The organism is Kitasatospora sp. HUAS MG31 (genome assembly GCF_040571325.1).
Lineage (GTDB): Bacteria > Actinomycetota > Actinomycetes > Streptomycetales > Streptomycetaceae > Kitasatospora > Kitasatospora camelliae.
Genome location: NZ_CP159872.1, coordinates 1,941,625 through 1,958,886, shown reverse-complemented (window position 1 = coordinate 1,958,886; position 17,262 = coordinate 1,941,625). Strand labels below are relative to the sequence as shown.

The following is a 17,262-nucleotide window of genomic DNA, read 5'->3' as shown; positions in this document are numbered from 1 at the left end:
GCGGCGGGGTGGGCTCAGGTCACCGGACAGATGGCGCTGGACACGCGGAGGAGGTCGACGTGGAGTCGACCAACCAGGGTGGTTCCGGCGCTAGGCATGGCAAGAGATTCGCACGGCGAACGACCCCCGGTCCACCGACGTCCGCATGCTGGACCCGGGAGTTTCGCAGGGCGAGACGGAATCGGGAACCCGCACACCATGCCAGGTGCCGCCCGCCGCCCGCCCGGCACGGGCCCGCCGGCCGGTCGCGGTCCCCGCGCGCGTACGCGTGCGCGGCGGCAGGGGTGCGGCCCAGTACCGTAGGGGCGTGCAAGCAGCAGGCAGGACCTCACAGGAGAGCCACGGCCGGTCCGCGGAGCGCCCCGCGCGCCGCCGGGGCGGGCGCCGGCGCGCGGCCAAGCGCGCCACCTGGCGGCGCACGCTGTGGGAGCTGATCAAGGACACCGTCAACACCTGCGTCGAGTACCGGGTCACCGGTCTCGCGGCGGAGGCGGCCTTCTTCACCCTGCTCTCCATCCCGCCCCTGCTGCTCTGCCTCGCCGGCACCCTCGGCTACCTCGACGACATCCTCGGCGCCGGCACCATCGAGAAGCTCGAACAGGACATCGTCTCGGCATCCGGGAAGCTGCTCACCCCCGACTCGGTCGAGCAGATCGTCAAACCGGTGCTCAACACCGTCTTCAACAGCCCGCGCCCCGACCTGATCTCGATCGGCTTCCTGCTCTCCCTCTGGTCCGGCTCCCGGGCGCTGTACATCTTCATCGACACCATCACCGTGATGTACGGCCTCGACGGCAAGCGCGGCATCGTCAAGACCCGGCTGATGTCCCTCGGCCTCTACCTCGGCGCCCTGCTGATCGGCTCCCTGGTGCTGCCGCTGCTGGTGGCCGGCCCCGGGCTGATCGTGCACAGCCTCCCCGACTCCGCGGGACTGGTCAACGCCCTGTACTGGCCCACCGCCATCCTGCTGCTGATCATCTTCCTCACCACCCTCTACCACGTCGCCGTCCCCGCCCGCACGCCCTGGCGCGAGGACATCCCCGGCGCCCTGGTGGCCCTGGTCGTCCTGGTGGTCTGCAGCGTCCTGCTCCGCCTCTACCTGGTCAGCTCGGTCGAGGTGCCCTCGGTCTACGGATCGCTGGCCGCCCCCGTCGCCGTCCTGCTCTGGATCGGCGTGATCGCGCTCGCCGTCCTGATCGGCGCCGCGATGAACGCGGCGATAGACCGGCGCTGGCCCAGCGTCGAGACCGCCGACGCCCGCGCCGAGCACGAGCGCGCCGAGGAGGAGGCCGCCGCCACCTTCGTCCGCGAGGCCGCCGCCCGGCGGGCCGTCGAACGGGCCCGGCGGGCCCGGGAGCTGGGGCTCGGGGAAGGGCACGAGGAGGACCTCGACGAGGAGGACGAGGAGGACGCGCCGCCGTCGGAGTACCCGGAGCGGTGGGCCGAGGTCCTCCCGCCGGCCAACCTGCGGGGCCGCATCACGCCGCACAACCCGCACCGCCGCCCCACCCCGCCCCCGCCCGACGCCGACCGGCCCAGCCGGCCCCCGGCGCCCCCGTCCTACCCGCCCCGACCCCCCTGGGGCGAGCCCTGAGGAACGGCCCCGTCGGAGCCCGGGAAAACCGGTTGACGGGGGCGGAGTCCGGTCCGCTACGGTGGGGCACGATCGAGAGGGCGCCCGGTCGGGGCTGCCCCGCGAGGCTGTTCGAGATGTGGAGGTGTGGCCCGATGTCTGTCGCCGCGATGAGCGCTGCCCGCGCACAGAAGTCCCCCGTTCTCACCCCCGTTCTCACCCCCGTGGTCTCCGGCTGACCGATCCTTCCCGCACGCGCCGCCGTCCGGCGCGCCGCCGGGGCCACCCTCCCGAAGGGTCACCCCTACGTTGTCTTCGCTTTCCGCTGCCCACCCGCTGTCCGGCTTCGGCTGGAATGACGACCGGGCCGCCGATTTCGCCCCCCTCGCCGAGGCGGGCCTCACCCCTGCCAGGATCGCCCGCGTCGACCGCGGCCGCTGCGACGTCGTCGTGGCCGACCCCGGGACGGGCGAGGTCCGTACCGTCCGGGCCGACTCCCGTCCGGTCGGCGATCCGGACGTGCTCAAGAACCCGTGCACCGGCGACTGGGCCGCCGTCGACCTGTCCGCCTCGCCGATGCCCGTGGTCAGCGCCCTGCTGCCGCGCGGCACCGCCATCGTCCGCAAGACCTCCGGCAAGCGCTCGGAGGGTCAGCTGCTGGCCGCCAACATCGACACCGTCCTGATCGCGGTCTCGCTCGCCGCCGACCCCGACCTGGGCCGGATCGAGCGCTTCCTCGCCCTGGCGTGGGAGTCCGGCGCCGAGCCGCTGGTCGCGCTGACCAAGGCCGACCTGGTGGACGACGCCGAGTTCGTCCGCGCCGACGTGGAGGGCATCGCCCCCGGGGTCACGGTGCTGGTCGTCAGCGCCGAGACCGGTGAGGGCATCGACGTCCTGCGCGCCTGCACCACCGGCACGACCGCCCTGATCGGCCAGTCCGGCGCCGGCAAGTCCACCCTCACCAACGCCCTGGCCGGGTCCGAGGTGATGGTCGTCCAGCAGGTCCGCTCGGTGGACGAGAAGGGCCGGCACACCACCACCACCCGCGAGCTGATCCCGCTGCCCGGCGGCGGCGTGGTGATCGACACCCCCGGCCTGCGCGGCGTCGGCCTGTACGGCGGCGAGGGCCTCGCCCACGCGTTCAGCGAGATCGAGGAGCTCGCCGCCGACTGCCGCTTCGACGACTGCAGCCACACCTCCGAGCCCGGCTGCGCCGTCCTCGCGGCGCGCGAGGACGGGACGCTCCCCGAGCGGCGCTGGGAGAGCTACGTGAAGCTGCAGAAGGAGAGCGCCTGGATCGCCTCCCGCTCCGACGCCCGGCTGCGCGCCGAGCGGGCCAAGGAGTGGAAGAACATCACCAAGAGCATGCGCGGCGCGAACAGCCCGGTCCGCCACCGCTGACCGGCGCGCGGGTACGACGACGGCCGTGGCCGCCCCGGGGTGACGGGTCCCCGGGGCGGCCACGGCCGTCCCCGCCTCACGCCGGGGGCAGGTCCCCGGTGCGGATCACCTCGGCGTACCAGCGGGCGCTCTCCTTGGGCGTCCTCCGCTGGCTGGCGAAGTCCACGTGCACGATGCCGAACCGCTTGCTGTACCCGTACGCCCACTCGAAGTTGTCCAGCAGCGACCAGAGGAAGTAGCCGCGCACCGGCGCGCCCTCGGCGACCGCCCGGCGGACGGCGTCCAGGTGGGCGTGCAGGTAGGCGATCCGCTCCGGGTCGCGGACCGCGCCGGAGGGGTCGCTGTAGTCCTCGTACGCGGCGCCGTTCTCGGTCACCAGCAGCGGCAGGCCCGGCAGTTCGTCGCGCAGCCGGATGAGCAGCTCGTACAGCCCGTCGGCGTCCACCGGCCAGTTCATCGCGGTGCGGTTGCCCTCGGCGGGCAGGAAGCGGATGCCCTCGTCGGCCGGCCAGGGGGAGAGTTCGGCGGCGTGGCCGTCCTCGCGCGGTCCTGCGAGGTCGGCCGGCTCGGCGGCGGCGACCACGGTGGGCGTGTAGTAGTTGATGCCGAGGGAGTCGACCGGGCGGGAGATCTCGGCGAGGTCGCCCTCCCGGACGAAGGACCAGTCGGTGAGGTGCGCGGTGTCGGCGAGCACGTCCTCGGGGTAGCGGCCGCGGAAGACCGGGTCCAGGAAGATCCGGTTGGCCAGGCCGTCGATCCGGCGGGCCGCGTCCAGGTCGCCCGGCGCGGTGCTGAGCGGGCGGACGGCGGCCAGGTTGAGGGTCAGCGAGACCTGGGTGCCGGCCGGCAGCCGGTCGCGCAGCACGGCGGTGCCCAGCCCGTGGGCCAGCAGCAGGTGGTGGTGGGCGGCCAGCGCGGCGGCGTGGTCGGTCCGCCCGGGGGCGTGGTAGCCGTTGCCGTAGCCGAGGAAGGCGCTGCACCAGGGCTCGTTGAGGGTGGTCCAGGTGGCGACCCGGTCGCCGAGCCGGTCGGCGGCGAGCGCCGCGTACTCGGCGAACCGGTGCGCGGTGTCCCGGACCGTCCAGCCGCCGGCGTCCTCCAGCTCCTGCGGGAGGTCCCAGTGGTAGAGGGTGACCACGGGGGCGATGCCCCGGCCGAGCAGCTCGTCGACCAGCCGGTCGTAGAAGTCCAGGCCGGCCGGGTTCGCCGGGCCCCGCCCGCCCGGCTGGATCCGCGGCCAGGAGAGCGAGAACCGGTACGAGGTGAGGCCGAGGTCGGCCATCAGCCGGACGTCCTCGCGGTAGCGGTGGTAGTGGTCGGCCGCGATGTCGCCGGTGTCGCCGTTGCGGACCTTCCCGGCGGTCCGGCTGAAGGTGTCCCAGATGGACGGGGTGCGGCCGTCCTCCGCCGCCGCGCCCTCGATCTGGTACGCGGCGGTGGCGGCGCCCCACACGAAACCGGTGGGGAACGCGGAACGGACGGGGGAGGGGAGCGCTTCGACGGTCATGTCGCCTTCCTGGCGGGGGGAGTCGGAGGTGGTCATCGGCGGCGGTCAGCCCTTCACGGCGCCCTGCATGATGCCGCCGACGATCTGGCGGCCGAGCAGCCCGAAGACCAGCAGGACGGGCAGGGTGCCGAGCAGCGCGCCGGCCATCACCACGGACTGGTCCGGGACGTAGCCCTGGCCGAGCGACTTCAGCGCCACCTGCACCGTGGGGTTCTGCGAACTCAGCGCCACGATCGGCCAGAAGAAGTCGTTCCAGGTGGCCATGAAGGTCAGCATCCCGAGCACGGCCATGCCCGGCCGGGCCACCGGCAGCACGATCGAGAGGAAGATCCGCAGCGTGGACGCGCCGTCCACCCGGCCCGCCTCGATCAGCTCGTCCGGCAGCGCCTGGACGAGGAACTGGCGCATGAAGAACACACCGAACGCGGAGACCAGCGAGGGCAGGATCACCGAGGGCAGCTTGTTCTGCAGGTCCAGCTTCACGATCACCATGAACAGCGGGATCACCCCGAGCTGCGGCGGGATCATCATGGTGCCCACGGTCAGCGCCAGCAGCACCCCGCGGCCGCGGAACCGCAGCTTGGCGAAGGCGAACCCGGCCAGCGTGGAGGAGAGCACCACACCCGCGGTGACCGCGGCGGAGACGATCAGCGAGTTCAGCAGCGCGGTGCCGATGGCGGCCTGCTGCACCGCCTCGCCGAGGTTGTGGAACAGGTTAGGGCCCGGGGTGAGCGCCGGAGTGGCCGCGCTCAGCTCGGAGTTGGACCGGCTGGCGGCCACCAGCGTCCAGTAGAACGGGAAGGCGAAGACCACCGTGGCGGCGATCAGCACCGTGTACGCGAGCGGCCCGCCGGTCAGCGGGGAACGCCTGGTCAGCTGCATGCGGATCACCGGTCCGTACGGTTGCGCCGGGCGGCGATCGCCGCGTTCAGCAGGGCGAGCACCACGATCAGCAGGAACATCACCCAGGCCACGGCCGCGGCCCGCCCGAGGTGGAAGAAGCTCCAGCCCTGCTCGTAGAGGTAGAGGCCGAGGGTCTGGTACTGGTGCGAGATGCCGCCGCGCGAACTGCCCTCGTACAGCAGCGGCTCGCCGAACAGCTGGGTGGCGCCGATGGTGGAGACCACCACGGTGAACACGATGGTCGGCCGCAGGCCGGGGATCGTCACGTGCCGGAACTGCTGCCAGCGGTTGGCGCCGTCCATCGCGGCCGACTCGTACAGCTCGCCCGGGATCGCCTGCATCCCGGCCAGGTAGATCAGCGCGTTGTAGCCGGTCCAGCGCCAGGTGACGATGGTCGAGACGCCGACCTGGGAGGCCCAGGTCTCGGCCTGCCAGTCCACCGGGTGCAGCCCGACCGAGGAGAGCACCCAGTTGATCAGACCGTAGTCACGGCCGAAGAGCTGGGCGAAGACCAGGGTCGCCGCCGCCACCGACGTGGCGTACGGCAGCAGCATCGCCACCCGGAAGAAGGTCCGGCCGCGCAGCCGGTAGTTCAGCAGGTGCGCCAGGCCGAGCGCCATCAGCAGCTGCGGCACCGTCGACAGCACGCCGATGGTGAAGGTGTTCCCCAGCGCCTTCCAGAAGAACGGGTCGTCCAACAGCCTCGTGTAGTTCTGCAGGCCGAGCCAGTCCATCCGGTCGGCGGTCTGCAGCTCCACCCGGTGCAGCGAGACGTACGCCGTGTACAGCAGCGGGAACAGGCCGAACGCGGCGAACAGCACGAAGAACGGTGCGACGAACCCGTACGGCGCGAGCCGGCCGGACCGGCGTGGTCGGCCCTTCGCCGCCGGGGCGGCGGGGACCGGGGGTTCGGGGCCCCGCCCGGCGCTCAGCGCCGGGGGAGTGGTGGTGGCCATGGGGGAGTCCTCCCGGGAGCCCCGGCCGGCGGCCCGGCCGGGGCGGTGGGCTGGTGGGTCGTCAGTTGCCGGCGGCCTTCTTGATGTTGTCCAGCGCGTGCTGCCACGCGGTGGCCGGCGCGGTGCCGGTCCGCTCCACCTCGCCCAGCGCGTCCGTGAACGCCTTGCCGATCACCCCGTCCTCGGTGCCCAGCACCTGCGCCGGCATGTTCGCCGCGGACTCGCTGAAGATCTCACCGATCGGCGCGTTGTTGAAGTACGGGTCGGTCACCGACTTGATCTCCGCCTGGGCCCCCGTGCTGGACGGGAAGGAACCCTGCTTGGTGAAGAGCTTGGCCTGCTGCTCCTTGGCGGTCAGCCAGGCGATCAGCTGCGCCGCCTCCTTCGGGTGCTTGGCGGTCTTCGGCACGGTCAGGTACGAGCCGCCCCAGTTGCCGGTACGGCCCGGGCCGGGCGCGACGTCCCAGGTGCCGGAGGCCGCCTGGCCCGCCTGCCCCTTGATGTAGCCGATCATCCAGGCCGGGCAGCTCAGGGTGGCGAACTTTCCGGTGGTGAAGGCCTTGTTCCACTCCGGGGTCCACTGCGGCAGCTTGGCCGACAGCCCGTCCGTGACCAGGGTGACCGAGTCCTGCCAGGCGTTCTTCACGGCCGGGTTGGAGTCGTGCACGGCCTTGCCGCCCTCGTCGGCGTACCGGACCTTCTGCTGGCCGACCTCGGCGGTGAACATGCCCGCCGCGCTGTCGGTCCAGGCGTTGCCGGGCTGCGCCTTGCCGACGTAGCTGCGGCCCAGCTCCAGGTAGCCCTGCCAGGTGGACCACTTCGCGGCCAGCTCGGCGCGGTCGGTGGGCAGTCCGGCGGCCTTGAACAGGTCGGTGCGGAAGCAGATCGCCTCCGGGCCGATGTCGGTGCCGGCGCCGAGCACCTTGCCGTCGGCGGTCTTCACGGCGGCGCCCTTCCACGGCACCAGCCCGTCGTTCACCCCGCCGATGCCGAGGCTGCCCAGGTCGGTGAACTTGTCCGCCTGGTTGCGCACCACGCTGGCCACCCGGCCGACCTCCAGGCCCTGGATGTCGGCGAGCCCGCCGCCGCCGGCCAGCTTGGTCTGCAGGGTCTGCCAGTACTGGCCCTCGTCCTGGGTGTCGGTCTGCTTGATGGTGACGTTCGGGTGCAGCTGCGTGTACTCCTCGTAGAGGCCGGCCTCCTTGAACCCGAAGGTGCCGAAGAGGTCGACGGTGAGGGTCACCTTGCCGCCGGCCGCGTCCGCGGAGCCGCCGCCCGAGCCGCACCCGGTGACGAGGAGCCCGGTGGCGAGGACGGTCGCGGCTGCGGCGGTGGCGGTGCGGCGGGTTCTGAACGGGCGCATGGAGGGGCCTCCGGGATGGGCTGGGCAGGGTGGGGTGCTGCGGGGGTGCTGCCGAGTGGGTGGCGCTGGGTGCTGCGTTAGCGGTTGCTGCGGGGGTGGTGCCGGGGGCGGTGCACCGGAGCGCCTTGTGAGAGCGCTCTCAGCGGTGGCAGCGTGCCGCTCCTGGAGTTCGTTCGTCAAGTGGTCGATATCTGAACGTAATCTGCGCGGGGACTTCCGTGCATGCCTTCAGAATCCGAACGCACCAAGTCCTGCCGGAAGCGTTGACACCCCCGTGGCGCCGCCCCTACCGTCCGGCGCTGAGAGCGCTCTCACTGACCACCGTCCCCCACCCGAGGTGGATCCGATGAAGGACAGATCCCTGCGCGGGGCGGCCGCCGCCGCGACCGCGCTGGCCCTGGCGGCCGCCGCCGCGCTGACCGCCACGGTCGGCGCCGGCCAGGCGGCCGCGGCCTCCACCGTCCCGGTCGGCCTGGGCGGCTACGCCGACACCCGCCCCGCCGGCACCGTCGGCCCGGGCAACAGCGACGGCGCCCCCGTCACCCCCAAGGTCACCCCGAACGCGGCCGGGAAGGCCGCGCCCACCAACGACTGGTGGTCCTCGCTGATCTACCAGCGCTACGCGGGCAACCCGTACTCCGAGAACCTCTACGCCCACCCCTTCACCTTCAAGGCGGTGGCCTCCGGCCTGGAGGTGGGCTACCCCACGACCCCGACCGTCACCTCCGACGGCCGCCAGTACGACCACAGCCACACCCGGGACCTCACCCTCGGCGTCAGCGGCCTGAACTCCCCCGACACCAAGGTGGACGGCTGGAGCGACTGGACGGTCACGCCGTCCTGGTCGGACGGCGCCCACGCGCTCACCGCCACCATCGGCCACGGCCTGCCCTACGTCTACGCCCACGCCACCGGCGGCGCCGCGCAGATCACCACCGCCACCGCCCCGACCGTCTTCGCCGACCAGGGCAACGTCCTCGGCATCACCGTCGGCGGCCACCACTACGGCCTGTTCGCCCCGAGCGGCACCGACTGGACGGTCAGCGGCAGCAGCCTCAGCGCCGCGCTCGGCGGCAAGGACTACTTCTCCGTCGCCGTCCTGCCCTCCCCGGCCGACCTCGCGCTGTTCCGGACCTACGCCTACAGCTTCGTCACCGACACCCGGGTCGGCTGGGACTTCCAGCCCTCCGCCGGCACCCTCACCACCACCTACACCGCCACCACCGTGCCCCAGGAGGGCAGCCAGACCGGCACCCTGCTCGCCCTCTACCGGCACCAGTGGCAGGCCACCGCCGACCCGCTCACCGCCCTCACCTACACCTCGCCCCGCGGCGAGATGAAGGTCCGCCAGGGCGGCGGTTTCACCACCGTGCAGCGCACCAGCGGCGTGCTGCCCTCGCTGCCCGACGCCGGCGGAACCGACCGCGCCCAGCTCACCGCCCTCCTGCGCGCCCAGGCCGACGCCGCCGACCCCTTCGCCGGCGCCACCGACACCTACTGGACCGGCAAGGCCCTCGGACGTCTCGCCCAACTCGTCCCGATCGCCGACCAGTTGGGTGAGACCGCGACCCGCGACAAGCTGCTCGGCCTGATCAAGGGCAAGCTGCAGACCTGGTTCCGCGGCACCGGCTCACCGGTCTTCGCCTACGACTCCACCTGGAAGACCCTGATCGGCTACCCCGCCTCCTACGGCAGCGACGCCGAGCTCAACGACCACCACTTCCACTACGCCTACTTCATCCAGGCCGCCGCCACCGTCGCCCGCTACGACACCGCCTGGGCCGCCGACAACGCCTGGGGCGGCATGGTCAAGCTGCTCGCCAAGGACGCGGCCAACACCGACCGCGCGGACACCCGCTTCCCCTGGCTGCGCAGCTTCGACCCGTACGCCGGCCACGCCTGGGCCTCCGGCCACGCCGGGTTCGCAGCCGGCAACAACCAGGAGTCCTCCTCCGAGTCGCTGAACTTCAGCTCCGCGCTGGTCCTCTACGGCGCCGCCACCGGCGACACCACCCTGCGCGACCTCGGCGTCTACCTGTACACCACCGAGGCGAACGCCGTGGCGCAGTACTGGTTCGACGCCGACCACGCCGTCTTCCCGGCCTCCTTCGGCCACGACACCGCCGGAATGGTCTGGGGCAGCGGCGCCGCCTACGCCACCTGGTGGACGGCCAGCCCCGGCATGATCCACGGCATCAACGTCCTCCCGGTCAACGGCGGTTCGCTCTACCTCGCGCGCCGCCAGGACGCCGTCCGTGCCAACCTCGCCGAGCTCAGGGCGAACAACGGCGGCGCCCTCACCGACTGGCGCGACCTGCTCTGGGAGTTCGAGGCCCTCGCCGACCCGGCCGCCGCCAAGGCCGACTGGAACGCGGGCAACGCCGGCTACACCCCGGAGGAGGGCGAGTCCAAGGCCCACACCTACCACTGGATCGGCAACCTCGCCGTCCTCGGCACCCTCGACCCGGCCACCACCGCCGACAGCCCCACCGCGGCCGTCTTCACCAACGGCGGCACCCGGACCCACGTCGCCCACAACTTCAGCACCGCGGCGCGCACCATCCGGTTCTCCGACGGCTACACGCTCACCGTCCCGGCCCGCTCCACCGCCAGCGAGCGCGGCTCCTTCCAGGACGGCGGCAGCGGGGGGACCGACCCGTCGCCGTCACCGTCCCCGTCCTCCTCACCCACCGCTTCGCCCACGCCGTCCCCCTCGCCGACGCTGCCGCCGCCGAGCACCGGGAACACGTTCTACCTGCAGCCCGGCGGCGCGCTCAGCACGGCGTACGGCAGCGGGGCCGCCGCCGACACCGTCCCCTCGGCCGGCGGCGCCAACCACGACGGCACGCCGTACCAGGCGAAGGTGTACGAGATCCGCAACGTCAACGGCACCCTGCGGGCGGGCGGTTCCACCGGGTTCGACCTCTTCCTCGACGCCGGGACGGCCGTCGCGCTCGGCCAGCAGGCCCGCGTCTCGTACGACCTGACCGGTGACGGCAGCATCGACCGCACCGAGACCTACCGGTACTTCGCCACCGACCCGGTCACCGGCTGGGAGCGGTACTCCGCCGGCACGGCCGGACTCCAGTCCGCCACCGGGACGCTGGGCGACCTGGCCCACGGGACGGTGCGGATCGAGGTCTGGTCCGCGATCGGGAACGGCCCGGCCCAGCTGCGGGTCGGGGCCGCCCAGGCGCAGGGGAGCGCCTCGGTGCTGCGGATCCCGTTCGACTGACGGGCACGCGCCGGCCGGCGGCTGGTCCAGCCGGTGGCCGACGGCCCCGGACCCGCGCGGCGGGTCCGGGGCGCCCGTGTGCCCGTGTGCCCGTGGGCCCGCTGGCTCAGATGCGTTCGACCAGGCGGAAGCGCTCCAGCACCAGCTGCGTGGTGTCGTCGACGGTGAACTCCGGGTCCTGCATGGCCTCCCGCACTTCGGCGCCGTGCCAGAACCTCTCGTGCCCGGCCCGCCACTCGGCGACCGTGGTGTAGCCCTCGCCCTCGTCCACCGCGTGTTGCAGATCCACCTCGGCGAGCGGCGCCACCCGGACCTCCGTCAGCTCGATCACCGCCACCGGACGGTCCGCCGAGTCCACCACCACCTGCCGCTGGCCCACCACGGGCAGCGGCTCCTCGTACTTCTCGTACTCGGCGAGCACGCCGGTGGTGCTCGTCTTCACGCCGTCCAGGATCGCGGTCACCAGCTGGTCCCGCAGCGGGCCCGGAAACGCGAACTCCGCCTTCGGCAGGCCGGCCCAACCACTCTCGTCACTCATGGGGCCGACCCTAACCGCGGCCACCCGCCACGCCGACGGATTTTCCGGGTAACCGGCCAGCCATGGGGGCGCGTGTTCGCCGGGGTCAGGCGGAGTGGCGGGTGATGAGGCGGGTGGGGGTGATGACGGAGGTGGGGCCGGGGCCCGGGGTGGGGCCGGTGAGGCGGCGGAGGAGGAGGCGGGCCATCAGGCGTCCCATGCCCTCGATGTCCTGGCGGACGGTGGTGAGCGTCGGCTCCGTCCAGGCGGCGACCGATTCGAGGTCGTCGAAGCCGACCACCGCGACGTCCTCCGGGACGCGGCGTCCGGCCGCCCGCAGGACCCGCAGCGCCCCCGAGGCCATCAGGTCGGAGGCCGCGAAGACGGCGTCCAACTCCGGCCTCCGCTCCAGCAGTTCGGACATCGCCCGCATTCCGCCCTCGGGCGTGAAGTCGCCCTCGGCGATCAGCTCGGGGTCGCCGTCGGGCAGCAGGTCGCGGTAGCCGTCCAGTCGGTCCATCGAGGAGGTCTGGTCGAGCGGGCCGGTGATGGTGGCGATCCGGGTCCGGCCGAGGGACTGGAGGTGCTGGACGGCGAGCCGGGCGCCGCCGCGGTTGTCGCTGTCGACGTACACCAGGTCCCGGTCGGACTCGGCGCCGGGCCAGCCGGGCCGTCCGCCGACCACGAACGGCAGGCCGACCCGCCGGGCCATCTCCGGCAGCGGGTCGGCGCTGTGCAGCGAGAACAGCAGCGCACCGTCCACGTGCCCGCCGGCCAGGTACCGGCCGACCCGGTCGTAGTCGCGCTGCTCCTCGATCAGCAGCAGCACCATCTGGTTGTCGGCGGCGGACAGTTCGCGGCTGATGCCGCGCAGGTGCTGGGCGAAGAAGGGGTCCGAGAAGAGCCGGCTCTCGGGTTCGGCGACGACCACGGCGACGGCCTGGTTGCGGCGGGTGACCAGGGTGCGGGCGGCGAGGTTCGGGACGTACCCGAGCTCCTCCACGGCCCGCAGCACCTTCTCCCGCAGGGCCTCGCGGACGCCGGCGCCGCCGTTGACCACCCGGGAGGCGGTGGCCCGGGACACCCCGGCCCGTTCGGCCACCGACTCCAGCGTCGGGCGGGAGGGGGATCCGGCCTCGCCGGCCTCGGCCGACGGCCGCTGCTGCTGCACCACCCTGGGCTCCTCTCGCACGGACCGCACGGTACCGACGGGACCGTTCGCGGAAAGCCTATCGGGTGGCGGGCCGGAATTTCTGAGAGCGCTCCCAGAAGCTGCCCGTCCCACCGGTCGGGAGTGCCCCGGAAGCCGCCCGGACCCACCGGCCACCGCCGGTCCGGCCCGACCGTCGTGTCCGATTCCCGCCAGTCGACCGCCTCCCGGATGGCGCAGACTGGACAGCGTGATCGACGACGAGACCAGGTACCGGGCCGTGGACAGCCGGGACTCCCGCTTCGACGGGGTCTTCTTCACCGCGGTCCGGACGACCGGCATCTACTGCCGCCCGAGCTGCCCGGCGGTCACCCCGAAGCGGGTGAACTGCACCTTCTACCCCACCGCCGCGGCCGCCCAGGGCGCGGGCTACCGCGCCTGCCGCCGGTGCCGGCCGGACTCGGTGCCGGGCTCGCCCGAGTGGAACCACCGCGCCGACCTGGTCGGCCGCGCCATGCGGCTGATCGGCGACGGCGTGGTGGACCGCGAGGGTGTCGCCGGCCTGGCCTCCCGCCTCGGCTACAGCGCCCGCCAGCTCCAGCGGCAGCTCACCGCGGAACTCGGCGCGGGCCCCCTGGCGCTGGCCCGCGCCCAGCGCGCGCAGACCGCCCGGCTGCTCCTGCAGACCACCGAACTCCCGGTCACCGAGATCGCGTTCGCGGCCGGCTTCGCCTCCGTGCGGCAGTTCAACGACACCGTCCGCGAGGTGTACGACCGCACCCCGAGCGGCCTGCGGGCCGAGCGTGCCACCGGTCGCCGCACGGTCGGCGCGACCGCCGGCACGCTGAGCCTGAGGCTCGCCTACCGGGGCGCGCTGGACAGCGACCACCTGATCGACTTCCTGGCCCTGCGCGCGGTCCCCGGCGTGGAGGAGGTGGTCCCCGGCGGGCGGCCCGGCGTCCGCACCTACCGCCGCACCCTGGCCCTCCCGTACGGCCACGGAATCGCCGAGGTGGACGGCCTCGGCGGCGCCGACCCCGCGACCCGCGGCTGGCTGGACTGCCGGCTCACCCTCACCGACCTGCGCGACCTGACCACCGCCGTGCACCGGCTCCGCGCGCTGTTCGACCTGGATGCCGACCCCGACGCGGTGGACGAGCAGCTCGCCGCGCACCACGGCCTGGGCGCCCTGGTCCGGGCCCGGCCGGGGCTGCGCTCGCCCGGCCATGTCGACCCGCACGAGCTCGCCGCCCGCGCCGTCCTCGGCCAGCAGATCACCGTGGCCGCCGCCCGCACCCTGGCCGCGCGGCTCGCCGAGACGTACGGCGCGGCCCTGCCGCGGCCCAGCGGCGGTCTGCGCCTGCTGTTCCCGACCGCCGCCGCGCTGGCCGGAGCCGAGGACGCGGACCTGGCGATGCCGGACTCCCGCCGCCGGGCGCTGCGCGGCCTGTGCGCCGCCCTCGCCGAGGGGGCCGTCCGGCTGGACGGCGGCGTGGACCGCGAGCAGGCCGCCGCGGACCTGCTCGCGCTGCCGGGCATCGGCCCGTGGACGGTCGGCTACCTGCGGATGCGGGCCCTCGCCGACCCGGACGTCTTCCTGCCCGGCGACGTCGGCGTCCGGCACGGCCTGGCCCGGCTCGGCCTGCCGGGCGACCCGCGGTCCGCCGAACGCACCGCACGGGCCTGGGCGCCGTGGCGCTCGTACGCGGTGCACCGCCTCTGGCTGGCGGCGACGGGGGAGGCCGCCGGCCCCGGACCCGGGGCCGCAGTCGCACCGGACCGGCTCGTCGCCGTCGCGGCGGGGACGGAGGAGACACCGTGACCACCGTGTTCACGACCATGGACAGCCCGCTCGGCCGGCTGCTGCTCAGCGGCGTGGTGGACGGCGACGGGCCGCTCGCCCTCACCGCGGTCACCGCCCCCGGGCAGAAGGGCGCCCTGGCGGAGCCGGGCGACGGCTGGCTGCCGGACGAGGAGGCGCTGGCGCCCGCGGTGGAGCAGTTGACTGCCTACTTCGCCCGGGAGTTGACCGAGTTCGACCTGCGGCTGGCGCCGGAGGGCAGCGCCTTCCGGCAGCGGGTGTGGGCCGCGCTGGACGACGTCCCGTACGGCGGGACGATCACCTACGGCGGGCTCGGCGAGGCGGTCGGGCTGTCGCCGCGGGCGGTCCGGGCGGTGGGCGGCGCGGTCGGGGCCAACCCGCTGCTGATCGTCCGGCCGTGCCACCGCGTCATGGGGGCCAACGGAGCCCTCACCGGCTTCGCCGCCGGGGTGGACCGCAAGCGCTGGCTCCTCGACCACGAGCGCGGCGCCACCCTGTTCTGACGGCTGACGGTCGCCGGCAGGACTTGGGTGGCCTCAGGGGGTGCGGTCGTCGGGGGCGGTGAGGGCGCGGGCCAGCCGGTCGAGGGCGGGGAGGGCGAGCATGGCGGCGTCCCGGTCGGCGGGGGACAGGCTCTCCAGGGCGTCGGCGAGGCGGTGCTCGTGGGCCCGCTGCCAGTCCCGCAGCTGCTGCCGCCCGGCGTCGGTCAGGGCGATCCGGGCGGTGCGGCGGTCGCCCGGGTCGGGCTGGCGGTCGACGAACCCGGCCTCCAGCAGCTTGCCGATCAGCCCGCTGACGGTGTTCGGCGCCAGCCGCTGCCGGGCCGCCAGCTCGCCCACCCGCAGCGGGGCGGCGGCCAGCGTCTGCAGCAGCTCCACCTGCGCCATCGGCAGCGACTCCCACGGGTAGTCGGTGCGGATGCTGCTCCGCAGGGCCCGCCGCAGTCGGGTGATCACATCGGTCAGCCGCTGGGCCAGTTCCACGGCGGCCGCCTCCTCCAGCGCGGACGGCGCGTGCGGCGCGGACGGTCCGGACGGTCCGGACGGCGCGGGGAGGGCTTCGAACTGCGGCGACATGGCGACAGCGTATCGGCTCGGCGCCGAACCCTCGGTCACTGACCAGTACGCGGGATGGACAACTCGACGACCGGATCCAATCGTCCGCAGACCTGATCGTCCTCCGAGTATGTCGGATGCCGATATATTGGCGTCGTGAGGACCGACCACGGCGCCCGTCGCCGCACCCGCCTGCTCGACGGCCGGTTCCCGGCGGAGCGACCCCGGCCGCGGGTGATCGCCCGCTGGCGGCACGCCCACTGGCTGGCCGTGGGCACCGTCTGCCTCGGCGCCTTCCTCGGCCAGCTGACCGCCAGCGTCACCGCCCTGGTCTTCCCCGCCCTCCAGCACCGCTTCGACGCCGGGTTCGCCGCCGTGGAGTGGGTGGCGCTCGCCTACCTGCTGGTCCTCGTCGCCCTGCTCGCCCCGATCGGACGGCTCTCCGACCTGGTCGGCCGGAAGACCGTGTACCTGGGCGGCTTCGCGGTCTTCGCCGCGGCCTCCCTCGGCGCCGGCTCCTCCGGCGACCTGGCGGCGCTGGTCGCCTGGCGCGCGGTCCAGGGCATCGGCGGGGCGATGATGCAGGCCAACAGCGTAGCCCTGGTGGCCCGCGGGGTACCCGAGCGGGCGATGCGGCGGGCCCTCGGCATCCAGGCCGCCGCCCAGGCCCTCGGGCTGGCGCTCGGTCCCACCCTGGGCGGGCTGCTGGTCGCCCACGCCTCCTGGCGCTGGGCGTTCTGGATCAACGTCCCGATCGGCGTCCTCGGCCTGGCCGCCGGCTGGTTCCTGCTGCCCCGAACCCGGCCTGACCACCCCGCCCCGATGGATCCCGCCCCGGGCCCGCGTCCACAGCCCGAGCCCGCCACCGGAACCGGCGGACAGCCCGAGCCCGCCACCGGAACCCGCGGACGGCAGCCCCGCGAGTCCCGGTTCGACCTGCTCGGACTGCTCCTGCTCGCCGGCAGTTCCACCGCCTTCCTGCTGGCCCTCTCCACCGCCTCCGGCCTGCCCCTGCCCGCCTGGGCGGTGGTCGCGCTGCTGCTCGCCGCCGGGCTGCTCGCCGTCCTGCTGGCCCGCCAGGAGCAGCGCGCCGACCGCCCGGTCATCCCGCCCGGCCTGGTCAACACGCCCGGGATCCGGGCCGGCCTGCTGGTCGCGCTGATCGGCTACCTGCTGCTGTTCTGCCCGCTGGTCCTCGGACCGGTGGTGCTGGCCGGCGCCGGGGTCCCGGTCGGCACCGCCGGGCTGGTGATCACCGCCCTGCCGGCCGCCTTCGCCCTCGCCGCCACGGCGGGCGGCGCCCTGCTGCCGCGGAGCTGGTCCGACGCCGTCCGCTGCCGCGCGGGCGCGCTCACCGCCGGATCCGGACTGCTCGCCCTCGCCCTGCTCCCGGTCGCCTCCGGCACCGCCGTCCCCGCCCTGCTGGTGACCGGCTACGGGCTCGGCCTGCTGCTCCCGGCCAACAACGCCGTGGTGATGCGGGCCGTCCCGGCGGCCAGCGCGGCGGCCGGCGGCGGGCTGGTGAGCATGGTCCGCGGCCTGGGCACGGCCCTCGGTACCGCCCTTCCGGTGCTCGGCGTCCACCTCGCCGGGCCCGCGGTCGGCGGCCGGACCGTCCTCCTCCTGCTCGGCGGCACGGCCGTCCTCTCGGCCCGCCTCACCCGCTGACCCCGGGCGGCCCGGAAAGGCGGAGGGGCCCCGGAGAGGCGGAGTGCTCGGGGCCGGGACGCCACCGGGGTGCCACCCGGCCGGCCCGGGCGGGCGGCGGGTGGCACCCCGG

General features: G+C 74.2%; 14 protein-coding genes. 6 read left to right on the top strand and 8 right to left on the bottom strand.

The genetic code is table 11. The features are described from left to right. Window positions 1-14: 14 nt before the first annotated feature. The gene (locus ABWK59_RS09135; protein ID WP_310593185.1) at window positions 15-98 is read right to left on the bottom strand and encodes a putative leader peptide; all 84 of its coding nucleotides are present in this window, start codon (window positions 96-98) and stop codon (window positions 15-17) included. A 209-nt stretch (window positions 99-307) separates the two neighbouring features. On the opposite strand from ABWK59_RS09135, the gene ABWK59_RS09130 reads away from it, so the two are divergent. Next, window positions 308-1,594, top strand: a complete 1,287-nt coding sequence (locus ABWK59_RS09130; protein ID WP_354639453.1) for a YihY/virulence factor BrkB family protein — start codon at window positions 308-310, stop codon at window positions 1,592-1,594. Window positions 1,595-1,882: 288 nt separating this feature from the next. Then, window positions 1,883-2,974, top strand: a complete 1,092-nt coding sequence (rsgA, locus tag ABWK59_RS09125; protein WP_354639451.1) for a ribosome small subunit-dependent GTPase A — start codon at window positions 1,883-1,885, stop codon at window positions 2,972-2,974. A 76-nt stretch (window positions 2,975-3,050) separates the two neighbouring features. Here rsgA and ABWK59_RS09120 read toward each other — a convergent pair whose 3' ends face one another. From ABWK59_RS09120 to ABWK59_RS09105, 4 genes are all read right to left on the bottom strand, one after another. Further along, window positions 3,051-4,481: a GH1 family beta-glucosidase gene (locus tag ABWK59_RS09120; RefSeq protein ID WP_354639449.1), complete on the bottom strand. Its 1,431-nt coding sequence runs from the start codon at window positions 4,479-4,481 to the stop codon at window positions 3,051-3,053. Window positions 4,482-4,526: 45 nt separating this feature from the next. After that, window positions 4,527-5,363 (bottom strand): carbohydrate ABC transporter permease, encoded by an 837-nt coding sequence (locus ABWK59_RS09115; RefSeq protein WP_354639447.1) that lies wholly within the window; start codon window positions 5,361-5,363, stop codon window positions 4,527-4,529. Window positions 5,364-5,368: 5 nt separating this feature from the next. Beyond that, window positions 5,369-6,340: a carbohydrate ABC transporter permease gene (locus ABWK59_RS09110; protein WP_354639445.1), complete on the bottom strand. Its 972-nt coding sequence runs from the start codon at window positions 6,338-6,340 to the stop codon at window positions 5,369-5,371. 61 nt (window positions 6,341-6,401) lie between these two features. Further along, complete coding sequence (locus ABWK59_RS09105) at window positions 6,402-7,703, bottom strand: extracellular solute-binding protein (protein WP_354639443.1); 1,302 nt, start codon at window positions 7,701-7,703, stop codon at window positions 6,402-6,404. Window positions 7,704-8,049: 346 nt separating this feature from the next. Here ABWK59_RS09105 and ABWK59_RS09100 point away from each other — a divergent pair, with 346 nt between their 5' ends. Next, a complete protein-coding gene (locus ABWK59_RS09100; protein ID WP_354639441.1) occupies window positions 8,050-10,938 on the top strand; it encodes a glycosyl hydrolase in 2,889 nt (962 codons plus the stop codon). 106 nt (window positions 10,939-11,044) lie between these two features. Here the strand turns inward: ABWK59_RS09100 and ABWK59_RS09095 are convergent, their stop codons facing one another. Together ABWK59_RS09095 and ABWK59_RS09090 are read right to left on the bottom strand one after the other, a co-directional pair. After that, entirely contained in the window at window positions 11,045-11,476 is a 432-nt protein-coding gene (locus ABWK59_RS09095) for an ASCH domain-containing protein (RefSeq protein WP_354639439.1), read from the bottom strand. An 85-nt stretch (window positions 11,477-11,561) separates the two neighbouring features. Continuing rightward, a complete protein-coding gene (locus tag ABWK59_RS09090; protein WP_354644882.1) occupies window positions 11,562-12,626 on the bottom strand; it encodes a LacI family DNA-binding transcriptional regulator in 1,065 nt (354 codons plus the stop codon). Window positions 12,627-12,855: 229 nt separating this feature from the next. Here ABWK59_RS09090 and ABWK59_RS09085 point away from each other — a divergent pair, with 229 nt between their 5' ends. Further along, window positions 12,856-14,427, top strand: coding sequence for a DNA-3-methyladenine glycosylase 2 family protein (locus tag ABWK59_RS09085; RefSeq protein WP_354639437.1), 1,572 nt, complete (start codon window positions 12,856-12,858; stop codon window positions 14,425-14,427). Beyond that, window positions 14,424-14,930 (top strand): methylated-DNA--[protein]-cysteine S-methyltransferase, encoded by a 507-nt coding sequence (locus ABWK59_RS09080; RefSeq protein WP_354639436.1) that lies wholly within the window; start codon window positions 14,424-14,426, stop codon window positions 14,928-14,930. The genes ABWK59_RS09085 and ABWK59_RS09080 overlap by 4 nt, the downstream gene beginning before the upstream one ends. 33 nt (window positions 14,931-14,963) lie before the next feature. Here ABWK59_RS09080 and ABWK59_RS09075 read toward each other — a convergent pair whose 3' ends face one another. Beyond that, entirely contained in the window at window positions 14,964-15,503 is a 540-nt protein-coding gene (locus ABWK59_RS09075; protein ID WP_354639434.1) for a MarR family winged helix-turn-helix transcriptional regulator, read from the bottom strand. A gap of 135 nt (window positions 15,504-15,638) precedes the next feature. Here ABWK59_RS09075 and ABWK59_RS09070 point away from each other — a divergent pair, with 135 nt between their 5' ends. Next, window positions 15,639-17,150 carry an MFS transporter gene (locus tag ABWK59_RS09070; RefSeq protein WP_354639432.1) on the top strand — a complete coding sequence of 504 codons (1,512 nt, stop codon included), beginning with the start codon at window positions 15,639-15,641 and terminating at the stop codon, window positions 17,148-17,150. The last annotated feature ends 112 nt before the right edge of the window (window positions 17,151-17,262 follow it).